The organism is Alteromonas australica (assembly GCF_000730385.1).
Taxonomy (GTDB): domain Bacteria; phylum Pseudomonadota; class Gammaproteobacteria; order Enterobacterales; family Alteromonadaceae; genus Alteromonas; species Alteromonas australica.
This window is the reverse complement of the sequence record NZ_CP008849.1, coordinates 433,757-449,639: the sequence shown is the minus strand read 5'-3', so window position 1 is coordinate 449,639 and position 15,883 is coordinate 433,757. Positions and strand designations below refer to the sequence as shown.

The following is a 15,883-nucleotide window of genomic DNA, read 5'->3' as shown; positions in this document are numbered from 1 at the left end:
AACCTGCTGCTTCGACAACCACCCTAAAAACAGTGAGGTCGTGGCTAAAAATTCAATGCCTTATGTAGGCAGTGGGCGCGAATTATACAGAAGCCACCCATCATTGCAACCACAAGATTGCTTTTTGTGCATCTTTTTTGCACAACGTCATATTTTCAAATAAACGCCTTCTTCTGCATTTACACGTGTCCCCGCCTTAAGTGCTATTGCAGCAATGGAGTCGGCGTTATATTGTGTGATGGAATTTAATGAATTGGATAAACCGCAGCCCTAAGCTCGCGCTCAGTAATTATGGTAGAAGCACCTCAACCACCGCTTTTTGCAAATATAAAACGCATTCTTGATAATCATTCGTCATTATTAGACGCATACAGTTTGTTAGAGCCGATAATACTTGATTTGTTTAATGCTCAGCGTATGAGTATCTTCCAGCGTCGACGCCAACATCAAGACTTAGTGGCGCGTTTTAAAACCGGTAAAGAAACGCTAGAAATTAAAGTCCCCATCAGTCCCATGTCTATTGCTGGGTATGTGGCGCTTTCACAAACCCCATTGCTTATTGACAACCCTTACGATCAACAAGAGTTGAAAGCGGTTCATCCGCGCCTTCGCTTTGCCGATAAATTTGATAAAACAAGCGACTTTAAGACCCATAATATCCTTTGTATTCCTATCATGAATGCTGGTGTGCTGATGGGCGTCATGCAAATCATTAATAAGAAGGCCGGTGGGTTTACCCAGATTGATTTAAAGCGCGCTCAAGATTTAACCTTAGTATTAGGAGATAAGTTTCGCTTCGAACTTGGCGGCACTCACCATCCCTTCGACTTGCTTATTCACCGCCAGTTAGTGTCAAAAGCAGTTCTGTCTGAGTTAGAGGCGACAAGCAGCGACACCAAAACGCTCATTCAACGCCTAAGCTCTGAACACCGTATTGCAGACCAGGAAATTGGCAATGCTTTGTCGACACATTACCAAGTTCCCTATATTGGTTATCTCCCGGATAAATACCAAAGGTATGAGGGTGAAAGTAAGCTTAATCTTTCCTATTTAAAGCGAAATTTCGTTGCCGTTATTGCCGATGTACGAGACAACCCAATTGTGCTTATGGCTGAGCCGAATAATGCCGCGTTATTAATGGAAATTGAAAGCGCCCTTGGCATAGAAAGTTACGACATTGCGGTTGGCCTACCTAGTCAAATATTACAGTATTTAGGTGAAGGTTCTGGCGGTGGCACGCCTGGAGAAATGAGCGAAATTCTTGATGAGATTGGTACTACAGCGGAAGAAAAGGAAGAGCATCTTGACGAACTTTCTGATGACGCCCCGGCGGTGGTTCGCCTGGTAAGTCGCATTCTGCATGATGCAAAACGCTTGAGTGCTTCTGACATTCACATAGACCCCGAAAAGAATGCGCCCACGAGGGTGAGAATGCGAGTAGATGGTGTTTGTCGAGATATGAGCCAAGTACCTAACTCTCATCACAATGCGGTAATCGCACGGATTAAAATCATGTCTAATCTGAATATCGCAGAAAAACGGGTGCCTCAAGATGGCAAGCTCGCCTTTAACATGAACGGGCAACTTGTGGAAGTTCGGGTTGCGACCATTCCCACGGTGGCTGGCGAAGGCGTTGTTATGCGTATTCTTGCTTCTGGTGGCGCTATGCCAATAGAAAAAATGAATTTAGCCCCCAGCAATCGTGCACGATTAGAAGACATGATTAAAAAGCCCCACGGCATTCTATTGGTCGTTGGCCCTACGGGTTCCGGTAAAACCACCACGTTGCATGCCATTCTCGGCTACTTAAATACACCTGAAAAGAAAATATGGACAGCAGAAGACCCCGTTGAAATAACGCAGCCAGGTTTACAGCAGGTTCAGGTTAGCCCCAAAATTGGCTTTACCTTTGCAAACGCATTACGTGCATTCCTTCGTGCAGACCCCGATATCATTCTTATTGGCGAAATGCGCGATAAAGAAACCGCCCATGCAGGTATAGAAGCGTCGTTAACAGGGCACTTAGTTCTGTCAACACTGCATACAAATTCCGCCCCCGAAACCATTACGCGGTTATTAGATTTAGGCCTAGACCCTGTTAACTTTTCTGATGCCTGTGTGGGTATATTAGCTCAGCGTCTTATTCGAACCTTATGTAAGCAGTGTAAAGAAAAGTACGTGGCGTCTGAAAGTGACGTGGCTTTTATAAAACGTCAATATGGCAATGACTTTATAGAAGAACTCAAGCTTCCCGCGTCTCTTTCTTTGTTTAGAGCAAATGGCTGTGAAGAGTGTGGCCATACCGGCTATAAAGGAAGAACCGGTGTACACGAACTATTGGGGATGACGCCAGAGCTACGCTCGTTAGTCTACAAAGAGGCCAGTGTCGCGCAGATGAAACAGCAAGCTGCGAAAGATGGTATGCGAACCTTGGCGCAAGATGCCATTTTGAAAGTACTTAAAGGGGATACTGACATTGCCCAGGTTCAGATTGTCAGTGGTGAATAAAAAGGGAGCTTTACGCTCCCTTTCACATCGACTTACGAATTAAGCGTGTTTTAAATATTCACGAATCACGTAATGTAAAATGCCACCATGTTCGAAGTAGGTGAACTCATTAGATGTATCAATCCTAATATCCATCATGAACTTTGTGGTTTCCCCTTCGAAAGAGGTCATTTTCACTTGCACGTCTTTTTGGCCTCGCTCAATAGCATCTATAGAGAAGGTTTCATTCCCCTTAATGTTTAAGCTTTCAGCGCTGTCGCCAGATTTAAACTGAAGAGGTAAAATCCCCATCCCAATGAGGTTTGAGCGGTGAATTCGCTCATAGCTTTCAGCAAATACGACTTTGACGCCCATCAACGAGGGGCCTTTTGCCGCCCAATCTCGACTTGAGCCTGTACCATACTCCTTGCCGCCAATGACAATGGCTGGGGTACCTTCTTCTTTATAACGCATTGCCGCATCGAAGATAGACATGGCATCGCCACTCGGGAAGTGAGTAGTAGCGCTGCCCGTTGTACCTGGTGCCAAATGGTTTTTTAACCTTACGTTAGCAAAGGTGCCGCGCATCATCACTTCATGGTTACCACGACGAGAGCCATAAGAATTGAAGTCTTTTACGTCAATACCATTTTCCTGTAAATACAAGCCTGCCGGACTGTTTGGCGCAATGGAGCCCGCCGGGGAAATGTGGTCGGTGGTAATGGAGTCGCCCACTTTAACGAGACAACGGGCGTTCTCAATAGACGTGAGAACTTCCGGTGTACTGCCCATGGTTTGAAAAAACGGGGGATGCTTAATATAGGTAGAGTCGGGCCAGTCATACACAGACGTTTTGCTGACAGGCAAATCATTCCACACGCCGTTTCCTTTGAAAACGTCCGCATACTTTTCTTTGAACAAGTCACCAGATACATACTTCGCAATACGTGAATCAATTTCCTCTTTTGTTGGCCAGATATCTTTCAAATACACTGGATTTCCACTGTCATCAGTGCCCAAGGGTTCTCGAGTAATATCAATATTCATATTGCCCGCTATAGCGTAAGCCACAACCAACGGCGGTGAAGCCAGGTAGTTAGCCGCAATATCTGCATGAATCCGACCCTCGAAATTACGGTTACCAGATAAAACCGATGTCACCGTCAGCTTGGCCTTTCTAATGGCGCTTGAAATTTCGTCAGGCAGAGGACCTGAATTTCCAATACACGTGGTACAACCGTATCCCACTAAATTAAAACCAAGGGCTTTCAGGGGATCCATTAATTGCGCATCTTCAAGATACTGAGTGACAACTTGCGAACCAGGCGCGAGTGATGTTTTCACCCATGGCTTGCGCGCTAGGCCTTTTTCAACCGCTTTCTGGGCCAGCAAACCTGCCCCTATTAACACGGAAGCATTTGACGTATTGGTACAGCTGGTGATAGCCGCAATAACAATTGCCCCATCTTCCAAATTAAACTTCTTGCCACCAAATTCAACATAGGAATCGTGTTCTTCATCAATTTCTGGTGCAACACCGCCTTCCGCTACAAATTTAGCCTCTTCTTCGATGACTTGTACATCAATCAGAGACTTATGCCACTCATTGAAGGCCTCCGCCGCGTTATCCAACGCGATTTTGTCTTGTGGACGCTTAGGCCCCGCAATGGAGGGAACCACTTCATTCAGATTGAGTTCTAGTGTTTCGTGGTACTGTGCATCTTTAGTGAAATCGTCATGCCACAGATTGGAAGATTTGGCGTAAGTTTCCACTAGCGTAATTTGCGCTTCGTCTCTTCCTGTCAGCCTTAAATAGTCGAGCGCCACATCATCAATAGGAAAAATACCACATGTGGCGCCGTATTCTGGAGCCATGTTTGCGATGGTCGCTCTGTCTGCAGTAGTGAGATGTTTTAACCCTGGACCATAAAACTCAACAAACTTACCCACCACGCCGTGTTGTCGTAACTGTTGGGTAATAGTGAGCACCATGTCGGTAGCCGTAACGCCGGCAGGCAATTCACCTGATAATCTAAACCCGACCACTTTGGGTAGTAACATAGTCACCGGTTGCCCCAACATTGCTGCTTCAGCTTCAATGCCACCTACCCCCCATCCCAATACACCTAACCCATTGATCATGGTGGTGTGGGAGTCGGTGCCAACTAACGTATCTGGATAAACTAGCGTGTCATTGCCGTCCTGCTTAGTAAACGCACATCGAGCTAAATACTCAAGGTTTACCTGATGCACAATACCTCGGCCGGGAGGAACCACTTTGAAGTTATCAAAGCTAGATTGCCCCCACTTAAGGAACTGGTAGCGCTCTTTGTTACGCTGAATTTCAATATCTGTGTTCTTCTCAAGGGCATCTTCTTCACCGAAGTGGTCAACCATAACAGAATGATCAATGACTAATTCCACTGGATTCAGTGGATTAATTGCCTGGGCATCACCACCAAGTTTGTTAATGGCATCTCGCATGGCGGCTAAATCAACAATGGCGGGAACACCAGTGAAATCCTGTAGGATTACCCTTGCCGGAACGAAAGAAATTTCATGTTGCGCATGGTTCTCGGTATCCCACTTAGCGACTTGCTCTATATCGTCGCTTGAGACAAACTCTTTGTCTTCATGACGTAACAAGTTTTCTAACAGGATTTTGATACAAAATGGAAGTCGGTCTAGTGCGTATTTTTCACTAAGATTGTCGAAACTAATTGCTTTATAAGCGTTGCCACTACTTTCTATAGTGGTAAATGATTGGTATTTCACGCGCTCACCTTCCTTATTTGCCTGTTCAATAAATAAAATTCACGGAGCAGCTAGTGTGTCTGCGTACACTTACCTGTTTTATTTCGTATCAGCACAAACCTATTTATGCTGATTGACCGTGACTTACCATGTATACGCAACAAAGGTGAAAAAAAGTTCATCAACACCGACCTGTAGAATTCCAGTTAAGGAAACTGGATTTTTTATTGCCAATCAAGGATGATAGCAGCACGATTTTCTATATACGTCTGAACGTCTATTTGATTAGGTGTTATTCAGATATATTCACTTTAACGCCACAGGTAACTTTACTATGTATAAACTGGTACTTATTCGTCACGGAGAGAGTCAGTGGAACCTTGAAAACCGTTTCACAGGCTGGCATGACGTGGATTTGACCGACACTGGCGTAGCGCAAGCTAAGACGGCTGGTCAATTAATGAAGGATGCAGGTTTTGAATTTGATCAGGCCTACACCTCAGTATTACTTCGCGCTATTAAAACCCTTAATATTGCGCTTGAAGAAATGGGACAACACTACCTTCCCGTTGAGCGTCATTGGCGCTTAAATGAACGTCACTACGGTGCGCTAACTGGCCTAGATAAAGCTGAAACTGCAGCTAAGCACGGTGAAGAGCAAGTTAAAATTTGGCGCCGTAGCTTTGATATTCCACCGCCAGCGGTAGAAACGGAAAGTGAACATTTCCCTGGACACGATGCTCGTTATAACAACGTAGATGCAGAGATTCTTCCTCGCGGTGAAAGCCTTAAACTCACGATAGAACGCGTGTTACCTTACTGGCACGATGTTATTCGCCCAGACATTCAAGCTGGCAAACGCGTTATTATTGCGGCCCACGGGAACAGTTTACGTGCCCTAGTTAAATACTTAGACGGCATGTCTGATGAAGAAGTGCTTGGCTTAAATATCCCTACAGGTGTACCGCTAGTATATGAACTAGATGAGAACCTGAAGCCTATTTCTAAAGAGTATTTAGGTGATGCTGACGCAATTAAAGCAATGATGGATGCTGTAGCCAAACAGGGTCAAGCTAAGTAAAACACGTTTTGTTTTGATTAAGCTAAGCCAGCTGTGTGAAGAGCCTACATAGATGTAGGTCTAATTAGAGCACTTTATTCAGCTGGTTTTTTTATGCGTGGCGAACCAGAGGTGTATAAAAACGACGTGGCGATAATACTAGTGTTTTTTCTCTCTCAGCATTTCTTCTAAGAGCACTTCAATTCGCTTTACACTCGATAGTAGCTCTGTCATTTCGCTATCTTTTGTACGTTTGTTTTCATAGTTAGGCGTTGCAGCCGTATTCATCTTATCTTTTTGCGAAAGTATTGTTTCTCTAAAGCCCTCTGCATCATCAATTCCTATTAATGAAACTAGTGCACCTTGTGCTGACTGACCTGCAGTTTCAAAGCTAAGCCGGTATAGATCGAACATACGCATTAGGGGCCCCTGAATCATGGCTACGTCGGTAATTTTTTCTAACGGAATAGACTTCTCTTCTTTATGCCAAATACCGCGTTTAACAACTAACTTGCGTTCGGTAATCGTCGCAGACATTGCATTTATAATTTTGGAACTGAAAAATAAAAACAGGGGTATGGTAATAATCAGTAAAGGAATACCCACAACAGTGAAGGTTGAAAACAACAAAAAGCTAACTAGCCAATAGCGTTTAACCGCTGGGTTAAAGGCTGCGTTTAATATAACTGGTTCGGTCATCGAATATTCTCACCGTGTCTGAAAGTCATCCTAAGCATGCCAAAGTAAGAAAGGGTTTTGATGGACTCAAAGCAAGAACGAATTGAATGTGTAGAGAACAAACAGCTTTCCGAATTTTAAGAATTTGCTTGGCAGTGTCCTACTCTCACATGGGGAAACCCCACACTACCATCGGCGCTAATACGTTTCACTTCTGAGTTCGGAATGGGTTCAGGTGGGTCCAAAACGCTATGGTCGCCAAGTCCCTATTAGAAAAACCCGCCTTATGGCGGGTAGGCGTTGTATGGTTAGCCTCTCGGGCAATTAGTACAGGTTAGCTTAACGCCTTACAACGCTTCCACACCCTGCCTATCAACGTCATCGTCTATAACAACCCTTCCAGACCTTAAAGGTCAGGGATGACTCATCTTTGGGCCGGCTTCCCGCTTAGATGCTTTCAGCGGTTATCCGTTCCGAACGTAGCTACCGGGCAATGCCATTGGCATGACAACCCGAACACCAGCGGTTCGTCCACTCCGGTCCTCTCGTACTAGGAGCAGCTCCCATCAATCATCCAACGCCCACACCAGATAGGGACCGAACTGTCTCACGACGTTCTAAACCCAGCTCGCGTACCACTTTAAATGGCGAACAGCCATACCCTTGGGACCGACTTCAGCCCCAGGATGTGATGAGCCGACATCGAGGTGCCAAACACCGCCGTCGATATGAACTCTTGGGCGGTATCAGCCTGTTATCCCCGGAGTACCTTTTATCCGTTGAGCGATGGCCCTTCCATACAGAACCACCGGATCACTAAGACCTACTTTCGTACCTGCTCGACGTGTCTGTCTCGCAGTCAAGCGCGCTTTTGCCTTTATACTCTGCGACCGATTTCCGACCGGTCTGAGCGCACCTTCGTACTCCTCCGTTACTCTTTAGGAGGAGACCGCCCCAGTCAAACTGCCCACCATACACTGTCCTCGATCCGGATCACGGACCAGAGTTAGAACCTCAAGCATGCCAGGGTGGTATTTCAAGGATGGCTCCACGCGAACTGGCGTCCACGCTTCAAAGCCTCCCACCTATCCTACACAAGCAGGCTCAAAGTCCAGTGTAAAGCTACAGTAAAGGTTCACGGGGTCTTTCCGTCTAGGTGCGGGTACACAGCATCTTCACTGCGATTTCAATTTCACTGAGTCTCGGGTGGAGACAGCGTGGCCATGGTTACACCATTCGTGCAGGTCGGAACTTACCCGACAAGGAATTTCGCTACCTTAGGACCGTTATAGTTACGGCCGCCGTTTACCGGGGCTTCGATCAAGAGCTTCGTCCGAGGACTAACCCCATCAATTAACCTTCCGGCACCGGGCAGGTGTCACACCCTATACGTCCTCTTACGAGTTTGCAGAGTGCTGTGTTTTTAATAAACAGTCCCAGCCACCTGGTCACTGCGGCCTCCATGTGCTTACGACGCGAAGTCTTCACACACAGAGGCGTACCTTCTCCCGAAGTTACGGTACAATTTTGCCGAGTTCCTTCACCCGAGTTCTCTCAAGCGCCTTAGTATTCTCTACCTGACCACCTGTGTCGGTTTGGGGTACGGTTCATATAATCATAAGTTTAGAAGCTTTTCCTGGAAGCAGGGCATCAACAACTTCACCACCTTAAAGGTGGCTCGTCTCGTGTCTCGACTTTAAGAACCCGGATTTACCTAAGTTCTCGGTCTACGCACTTTCACTTGGACAACCAACGCCAAGCTTGCCTAGCCTTCTCCGTCCCTCCATCACTGATTATATAAGTACGGAAATATTAATCCGTTTCCCATCGACTACGCATTAGATCGGAAGCTTAGGGGCCGACTTACCCTGCCCTGATTAGCATGGGACAGGAAACCTTGGTCTTCCGGCGTGGGAGTTTTTCACTCCATTATCGTTACTCATGTCAGCATTCGCACTTGTGATATGTCCAGCAAGCTTTACAACTCACCTTCATCCACTTACACAACGCTCCCCTACCCAGCAAGTAAACTTGCTGCCGCAGCTTCGGTATATTGCTTAGCCCCGTTACATCTTCCGCGCAGGCCGACTCGACTAGTGAGCTATTACGCTTTCTTTAAAGGGTGGCAGTGATACAGCCAACCTCCTAGCTGTCTGTGCCTTCCCACATCGTTTCCCACTTAGCAATATTTTGGGACCTTAGCTGGCGGTCTGGGTTGTTTCCCTCTCCACGACGGACGTTAGCACCCGCCGTGTGTCTCCCGGATAGTTCTCATTGGTATTCGGAGTTTGCAAAGGGTTGGTAAGTCGGGATGACCCCCTAGCCTTAACAGTGCTCTACCCCCAATGGAATTCGTCTGAGGCGCTACCTAAATAGCTTTCGAGGAGAACCAGCTATCTCCGAGCTTGATTAGCCTTTCACTCGATCCACAAGTCATCCCCTACCTTTTCAACGGGAGTGGGTTCGGTCCTCCAGTCAGTGTTACCTAACCTTCAACCTGCTCATGGTAGATCCCCGGTTTCGGGTCTATACCCAGCGACTAGCGCCCTATTAAGACTCGCTTTCGCTACGCCTACCCTATACGGTTAAGCTTGCCACTGAATATAAGTCGCTGACCCATTATACAAAAGGTACGCAGTCACCCCGAAGGGCTCCCACTGCTTGTACGTATACGGTTTCAGGTTCTATTTCACTCCCCTCACAGGGGTTCTTTTCGCCTTTCCCTCACGGTACTGGTTCACTATCGGTCAGTCAGTAGTATTTAGCCTTGGAGGATGGTCCCCCCATGTTCAGACAAAGTTTCTCGTGCTCCGTCCTACTCGATTTCACTTCAAAGATCCTTTCGCGTACGGGGCTATCACCCACTATGGCCGCACTTTCCAGAGCGTTCCGCTAAAATCAATGAAGCTTAAGGGCTTTCCCCGTTCGCTCGCCGCTACTAGGGGAATCTCGTTTGATTTCTTTTCCTAAGGGTACTTAGATGTTTCAGTTCCCCTCGTTCGCCTCGTTACGCTATGTATTCACGTACACGATACCTAGGTAAACAGGTGGGTTTCCCCATTCGGACATCTGTGGCTCAAATGCATTTTGTCGGCTCACCACAGCTTTTCGCAGACTTACACGTCCTTCATCGCCTCTAACTGCCAAGGCATCCACCGTATACGCTTCGTCACTTAACAAAAAATGTTATTGTCCTTTAAACCTTTATTTGTGGAAACGATGGTATACCTTTCTGCAAGTAGTACCAATACCCCCATTATTTTAGGCAACCGCCTCTAGAGAAGGTTGGTATCCATAAAAACTGTGAAAAGCAGTACGATATATATGCATAGTGAGGGTATTTTGAGCAAACAAAAGGAATATGACACTTTTTTGAAAATACTTGTTGACGTGAGCGCTCACGATTCCTTAGAAAGGAGGTGATCCAGCCGCACCTTCCGATACGGCTACCTTGTTACGACTTCACCCCAATCATCTGTCCCACCTTAGGCGGCTGGCTCCAAAAGGTTACCCCACCGACTTCGGGTGTTACAAACTCTCGTGGTGTGACGGGCGGTGTGTACAAGGCCCGGGAACGTATTCACCGCGGCATGCTGATCCGCGATTACTAGCGATTCCGGCTTCATGCAGGCGAGTTGCAGCCTGCAATCCGAACTGAGAATAGATTTATGGGATTGGCTCGACCTCGCGGCTTCGCGACCCTTTGTTCTATCCATTGTAGCACGTGTGTAGCCCAGGTCATAAGGGGCATGATGATTTGACGTCATCCCCACCTTCCTCCGGTTTGTCACCGGCAGTCACCTTAGAGTGCCCAACTGAATGCTGGCAACTAAGATCAAGGGTTGCGCTCGTTGCGGGACTTAACCCAACATCTCACGACACGAGCTGACGACAGCCATGCAGCACCTGTGTCTGAGTTCCCGAAGGCACCAATCCATCTCTGGAAAGTTCTCAGCATGTCAAGTGTAGGTAAGGTTCTTCGCGTTGCATCGAATTAAACCACATGCTCCACCGCTTGTGCGGGCCCCCGTCAATTCATTTGAGTTTTAACCTTGCGGCCGTACTCCCCAGGCGGTCTACTTAGCGCGTTAGCTTCGCTACTCACGACTTAAAGTCACAAACAGCTAGTAGACAGCGTTTACGGTGTGGACTACCAGGGTATCTAATCCTGTTCGCTACCCACACTTTCGCACATGAGCGTCAGTCTTTGGCCAGGGAGTCGCCTTCGCCACTGATGTTCCTCCAGATATCTACGCATTTCACCGCTACACCTGGAATTCCACTCCCCTCTCCAGACTCTAGTCTGCCAGTTCTAAATGACTATCCCAGGTTGAGCCCGGGGCTTTCACATCTAGCTTAACAAACCGCCTGCGTGCGCTTTACGCCCAGTAATTCCGATTAACGCTCGCACCCTCCGTATTACCGCGGCTGCTGGCACGGAGTTAGCCGGTGCTTCTTCTGTTGTTAACGTCACGGCTAGCAGGTATTAACTACTAACTTTTCCTCACAACTGAAAGTGCTTTACAACCCGAAGGCCTTCTTCACACACGCGGCATGGCTGCATCAGGGTTTCCCCCATTGTGCAATATTCCCCACTGCTGCCTCCCGTAGGAGTCTGGACCGTGTCTCAGTTCCAGTGTGGCTGATCTTCCTCTCAGAACAGCTAGAGATCGTTGCCTTGGTAAGCCATTACCTTACCAACTAGCTAATCTCACTTGGGCCTCTCTTTGCGCCGGAGCCTAAGCCCCGTTTGGTCCGTAGACATTATGCGGTATTAGCAGTCGTTTCCAACTGTTATCCCCCTCGCAAAGGCAAGTTCCCAAGCATTACTCACCCGTCCGCCACTCGTCATCTTCTAGCAAGCTAGAAATGTTACCGTTCGACTTGCATGTGTTAGGCCTGCCGCCAGCGTTCAATCTGAGCCATGATCAAACTCTTCAATTAAATATTCTTTCTGGCGTCGGGAAAGATAATATTAATTCAATCAGTGAGTAACTACTTTTTACTCTGTCTTGCTTTTAGCTTGTCTTTGCTTACAACGCCAACTTCTCACGAAGCCTTTTAGGCGTTGTATGGTTAAGCCTCTCGGGCAATTTCGATTGCACGCTCTGGCTCTGGGATGTATGAATCAAGCGCTTCACCAAGCTCGATGATTTTCTTTTCCCATTCTGCGTCGCCTTCAAGGGCTTTAAGCGCAGAACCTTGGATAACTGGAAGGTCATCACCAGGGAATTCGTATTCGTTAAGAAGTTCACGAACTTCCATTTCTACTAGCTCTAGAAGCTCTTCATCATCAACCATGTCACATTTGTTCATGAATACGATGATGTAAGGAATACCAACCTGACGACCAAGTAGGATGTGCTCACGAGTCTGAGGCATAGGGCCATCAGTCGCAGCAACTACTAGGATACCACCGTCCATCTGAGCAGCACCGGTGATCATGTTTTTAACGTAATCAGCGTGTCCTGGGCAGTCTACGTGAGCGTAGTGACGAGTAGGAGTGTCATACTCTACGTGTGAAGTAGAAATGGTGATACCACGTGCTTTCTCTTCAGGCGCGTTATCGATTTGATCGAAAGCCTGAGCAGAACCGCCGTAAGTTTTAGAAAGAACTGTAGTGATAGCTGCAGTTAGCGTAGTTTTACCGTGGTCAACGTGGCCGATAGTACCCACGTTTACGTGGGGTTTCGTACGTTCAAACTTTTCTTTTGCCATTACCTAGGTGGCCAATTTACAGCTCTCTTACCCACATATTGCGAAAGCTAACCTTATTGCCATGATCTTGTAATTGCAGAGGTGCGCAACCGTGAGCTCGGTATTTAGGCGCGCCTATCCACTCGGTAGTTCCCTGAATTTCAGTATGGTTTTGTACTAAAACCCCGTTATGTAACACCGTCACAAATCCGGGTTTCACAAGCTGCTCGCCGTCAAACACAGGGGCAGAATAGATAATATCGTATTCCTGCCATGTCTCAGGCGGTCTCATGGCATTGACCAGCGGAATAGTCTGCTTGTAGACGCTTCCCGCTTGTCCGTTCGGGTAGGTTTGGTTGTTATATGAATCAAGTACTTGAATTTCATAACGTTGCTGTAGGAATAGACCGCTGTTATTACGTTGTTGACCTTTCATGGTGGCGTCAGGTGCTGGCACTTTCCATTCTAGGTGCAACTGAATGTCGCAAAACGCTTGTTTTGTTTTAATGTCCCCGGCCCCTGGTTTCACCGTCACCACATTCCCCTTAACCGTCCAGTCTGCTGGCGTTTCATCCATGGCAGTCCATGCATTAAGCCCCTCGCCAAATAGCGCAATAGCGTCTGAAGGCACCTCTCCTTTATTGGCCGTGACGGCTGCCGGAACCGGTTCCCATACTTCTGTTTTCGCCGCCTGCTGAGCCCGAGTAAGCCCGTTATCTTCTTGGCTTATTGCACTGCCCGACATAGCACACGTCAGTGAAAGTGCGATTAGGCATTGTTTTCTTAAGGTCATGGTATTTCCTATCTCATAGTGTCTTTAAGAACGATGGCTATTTTGTCTGAAAGCGATTTGGTTCAGACGTTATGTTGCCCATGCTTTGTCGCCTTTTTTATAAGGGAAGTCGCCATCGTAGTACCCCGGAATTGCCACGTATCTAAGCACCTTGGTGGCTCCCACTTTCGAGGTAAAAAAGCAATACAGGGTTAATTGCTTTAGTAACGTAAAGTAATGTGGCGCAGGGGCGGCATCACCCGGTTCCCAATGATTTGGGCGGCTCATTTCAAGATTTGCAGACAACCCTTTCGCAAGATTGGCAGCTTTCGCTTCTGTGTCTAGCGTATTGAAAAGGGCAGTTCGTTGTTCAGCAGACAATAATAAAAAATCGTTGCCATACGCTTTTTTACAGCGCTTGTTGATATCGAGTAACCCCTGCTTAAAGGTTTTCTGTAAGACAGGCGTGTAGCAATCGGCAACCAACACCGCCATTGTCGCCCCCACATTGGCCTCTTTTGCCCCTGGCGTATCCGTTTTAGGTAGAATGACCTCCCCCATTTCGTTAAGCAAAGCAACCTCGTCTTTGCTAAACCCGGTATCACTCAAGGGTACAGGTTGCACTAAGTCATAGGCCAAAGCCTGCCCGCCTACCATCATAGTTCCGGTAGCAGTGGCTATCAGTTTTAGTAAGTCGCGTCGTTGCATTAAAGGTTACCTCTTTTGAGTTCCTCTACGGCAAAGCTGGCCGCTCTGGCAGTAAGTGCCATGTAAGTTAGCGAAGGATTAACGCAGCTTGCTGAAGTCATGCAAGCGCCGTCAGTGACAAACACATTGGGGGCGTCCCATACTTGGTTGTGACCGTTGAGTACCGAGGTTTTTGGATCTCTACCCATTCTTGCCGTACCCATTTCATGAATACCCATCCCCGGGGCATACTCAGCATCCCAGCCTTGCACGTTTTTAAGCCCCGCCGCTTCAAACATTTCCATAGCATCTTGCTGCATGTCTTTGCGCATTTTGAGTTCGTTTTCTTTAATTTCTACATCCATGGCAAGTACCGGAAGCCCCCATTTATCGGTGACCTTTTTATTCAGGTAGATGCGGTTCTCGTGATCAGGAAGCATTTCCCCAAACCCTGTCATTCCAATTGTCCAATCACCTGGCTCTGACAGCGTTTCTTTTAAGCCTGCCCCCACACCAAGTTCAGCCACATCTTTACTCCAACCACCACGTCCTGCTCCACCTTGATAACCAAAGCCACGCAGGTAATCACGTTTGTCGTTCCCCCAATTCCTAAACCTAGGAACGTAAAAGCCACTGGGTCGTCGGCCATAGGTGTATTTGTCCTCAAATCCTTCCACCGGCGCCGAAGCCCCCACTCTGAAATGATGATCCATAACGTTGTGACCCAGCTCTCCGCTGCTACTGCCTAGTCCGCCATCCCAAACATCAGTGGCAGAGTTCATCAATAGCCAGGTAGAATTAAAGGCAGACGCATTTACAAACACTATCTTACTTTTAAAGACGTAGGTTTGGTTTGTTTCGGCATCGATCACTTCAACGCCAGTGGCTCGCTTTTTATCTTTATCGTATAAAATTTCTTTTACAATGGAGAAAGGACGTAACGTCAAATTTCCAGTTTTCATAGCAGCTGGCAACGTGGAACTTTGCGTACTGAAATAGCCTCCGAAAGGACAACCTAGCCAACATTTATTGCGGTACTGACAATTCACTCTACCGTGTTCCGGCTTAGGTTCTGTCATGTTAGAAGTGCGCCCAGAAATAATATGGCGACTGCCCTTAAATGCTTTTTTAACTCTTGCTGCCACGTCTTTTTCTACGCAATTTAGTGCCATGGCTGGCTGAAAGATGCCATCAGGGAGTACATCTAACCCATCCCGATTTCCACTGATGCCTGCAAATTTTTCTACATAGTCGTACCAAGGGGCGATATCTTCATATCGAATGGGCCAATCAACAGCAATGCCTTCTTTCCCATTGGCTTCAAAATCTTCTCTATTTAGACGATAACTTTGTCTTCCCCAAAGTAGAGAGCGGCCACCCACGTGATAACCGCGATACCAATCGAAGCGCTTATCTTCTGTGTAAGGGTTTTCTTTTTCATTCGCCCACATGCCATAGGTTTTTTCATTCAGTGGGTAATCGCGCTTCAGTACCGGATATTCAATTTTCATTGCTTGGGTAGCTAAATCCCGATGAGGAAAATCCCAATCCTCTTTATGCGCATTTTTATAGTCTTTTATGTGCTCTATATTTTTTCCGCGCTCTAGCATTAATACCTTTAGGCCTTTCTCAGACAACTCTTTTGCTGCCCATCCGCCACTAATACCTGAGCCAACCACAATTGCATCATAGTCGTTATTTGCCATTTCCTACCCCTTTTGCACTGTTGCCGACCCTTGCGGCTGTGC

7 protein-coding genes, 3 rRNA genes and 1 pseudogene are annotated in these 15,883 nt (G+C 47.1%); 2 read left to right on the top strand and 9 right to left on the bottom strand.

Annotated features, from left to right (window positions below; translation table 11 throughout):
• Positions 1 to 291 precede the first annotated feature (291 nt).
• Positions 292 to 2,508, top strand: a complete 2,217-nt coding sequence (locus EP13_RS01900) for a GspE/PulE family protein (RefSeq protein WP_081869416.1) — start codon at positions 292 to 294, stop codon at positions 2,506 to 2,508.
• A gap of 39 nt (positions 2,509 to 2,547) precedes the next feature.
• Here the strand turns inward: EP13_RS01900 and acnA are convergent, their stop codons facing one another.
• Positions 2,548 to 5,262, bottom strand: coding sequence for an aconitate hydratase AcnA (gene acnA / locus EP13_RS01895; protein ID WP_044055723.1), 2,715 nt, complete (start codon positions 5,260 to 5,262; stop codon positions 2,548 to 2,550).
• A 313-nt stretch (positions 5,263 to 5,575) separates the two neighbouring features.
• Here acnA and gpmA point away from each other — a divergent pair, with 313 nt between their 5' ends.
• Positions 5,576 to 6,322 (top strand): 2,3-diphosphoglycerate-dependent phosphoglycerate mutase, encoded by a 747-nt coding sequence (gene gpmA, locus EP13_RS01890; protein ID WP_044055722.1) that lies wholly within the window; start codon positions 5,576 to 5,578, stop codon positions 6,320 to 6,322.
• A gap of 138 nt (positions 6,323 to 6,460) precedes the next feature.
• On the opposite strand, the gene EP13_RS01885 is transcribed toward gpmA, so the two are convergent.
• From EP13_RS01885 to EP13_RS01850, 8 genes and pseudogenes are all read right to left on the bottom strand, one after another.
• Positions 6,461 to 7,000 carry a PH domain-containing protein gene (locus tag EP13_RS01885; protein WP_044055721.1) on the bottom strand — a complete coding sequence of 180 codons (540 nt, stop codon included), beginning with the start codon at positions 6,998 to 7,000 and terminating at the stop codon, positions 6,461 to 6,463.
• A 126-nt stretch (positions 7,001 to 7,126) separates the two neighbouring features.
• A 5S ribosomal RNA gene (rrf, locus tag EP13_RS01880) occupies positions 7,127 to 7,242 on the bottom strand.
• Between the two features lie 40 nt (positions 7,243 to 7,282).
• Positions 7,283 to 10,158: ribosomal RNA gene (locus EP13_RS01875) — 23S ribosomal RNA — on the bottom strand.
• A gap of 233 nt (positions 10,159 to 10,391) precedes the next feature.
• A 16S ribosomal RNA gene (locus EP13_RS01870) occupies positions 10,392 to 11,923 on the bottom strand.
• Together the 16S, 23S and 5S rRNA genes form the textbook arrangement of a ribosomal RNA operon.
• Before the next feature lie 150 nt (positions 11,924 to 12,073).
• Positions 12,074 to 12,697, bottom strand: a pseudogene (locus EP13_RS01865) (GTP-binding protein); the annotation flags it as partial.
• A 16-nt stretch (positions 12,698 to 12,713) separates the two neighbouring features.
• Positions 12,714 to 13,469, bottom strand: coding sequence for a 3-keto-disaccharide hydrolase (locus EP13_RS01860; protein ID WP_044055720.1), 756 nt, complete (start codon positions 13,467 to 13,469; stop codon positions 12,714 to 12,716).
• 69 nt (positions 13,470 to 13,538) lie between these two features.
• On the bottom strand, positions 13,539 to 14,156 hold the full coding sequence (locus tag EP13_RS01855) for a gluconate 2-dehydrogenase subunit 3 family protein (protein WP_044055719.1): 618 nt from the start codon (positions 14,154 to 14,156) through the stop codon (positions 13,539 to 13,541).
• Positions 14,156 to 15,841, bottom strand: a complete 1,686-nt coding sequence (locus EP13_RS01850) for a GMC oxidoreductase (RefSeq protein ID WP_044055717.1) — start codon at positions 15,839 to 15,841, stop codon at positions 14,156 to 14,158. Before EP13_RS01850 ends, EP13_RS01855 begins: the two co-directional genes overlap by 1 nt.
• Positions 15,842 to 15,883: the final 42 nt, after the last annotated feature.

Coding starts and splice junctions, on each gene's coding strand:
- EP13_RS01900 (WP_081869416.1), top strand. CDS start 292: ATGGTAGAAGCACCTCAACCACCGCTTTTTGCAAATATAAAACGCATT.
- gpmA (WP_044055722.1), top strand. CDS start 5,576: ATGTATAAACTGGTACTTATTCGTCACGGAGAGAGTCAGTGGAACCTT.
- EP13_RS01885 (WP_044055721.1), bottom strand. CDS start 7,000: ATGACCGAACCAGTTATATTAAACGCAGCCTTTAACCCAGCGGTTAAA.
- EP13_RS01860 (WP_044055720.1), bottom strand. CDS start 13,469: ATGACCTTAAGAAAACAATGCCTAATCGCACTTTCACTGACGTGTGCT.
- EP13_RS01855 (WP_044055719.1), bottom strand. CDS start 14,156: ATGCAACGACGCGACTTACTAAAACTGATAGCCACTGCTACCGGAACT.
- EP13_RS01850 (WP_044055717.1), bottom strand. CDS start 15,841: ATGGCAAATAACGACTATGATGCAATTGTGGTTGGCTCAGGTATTAGT.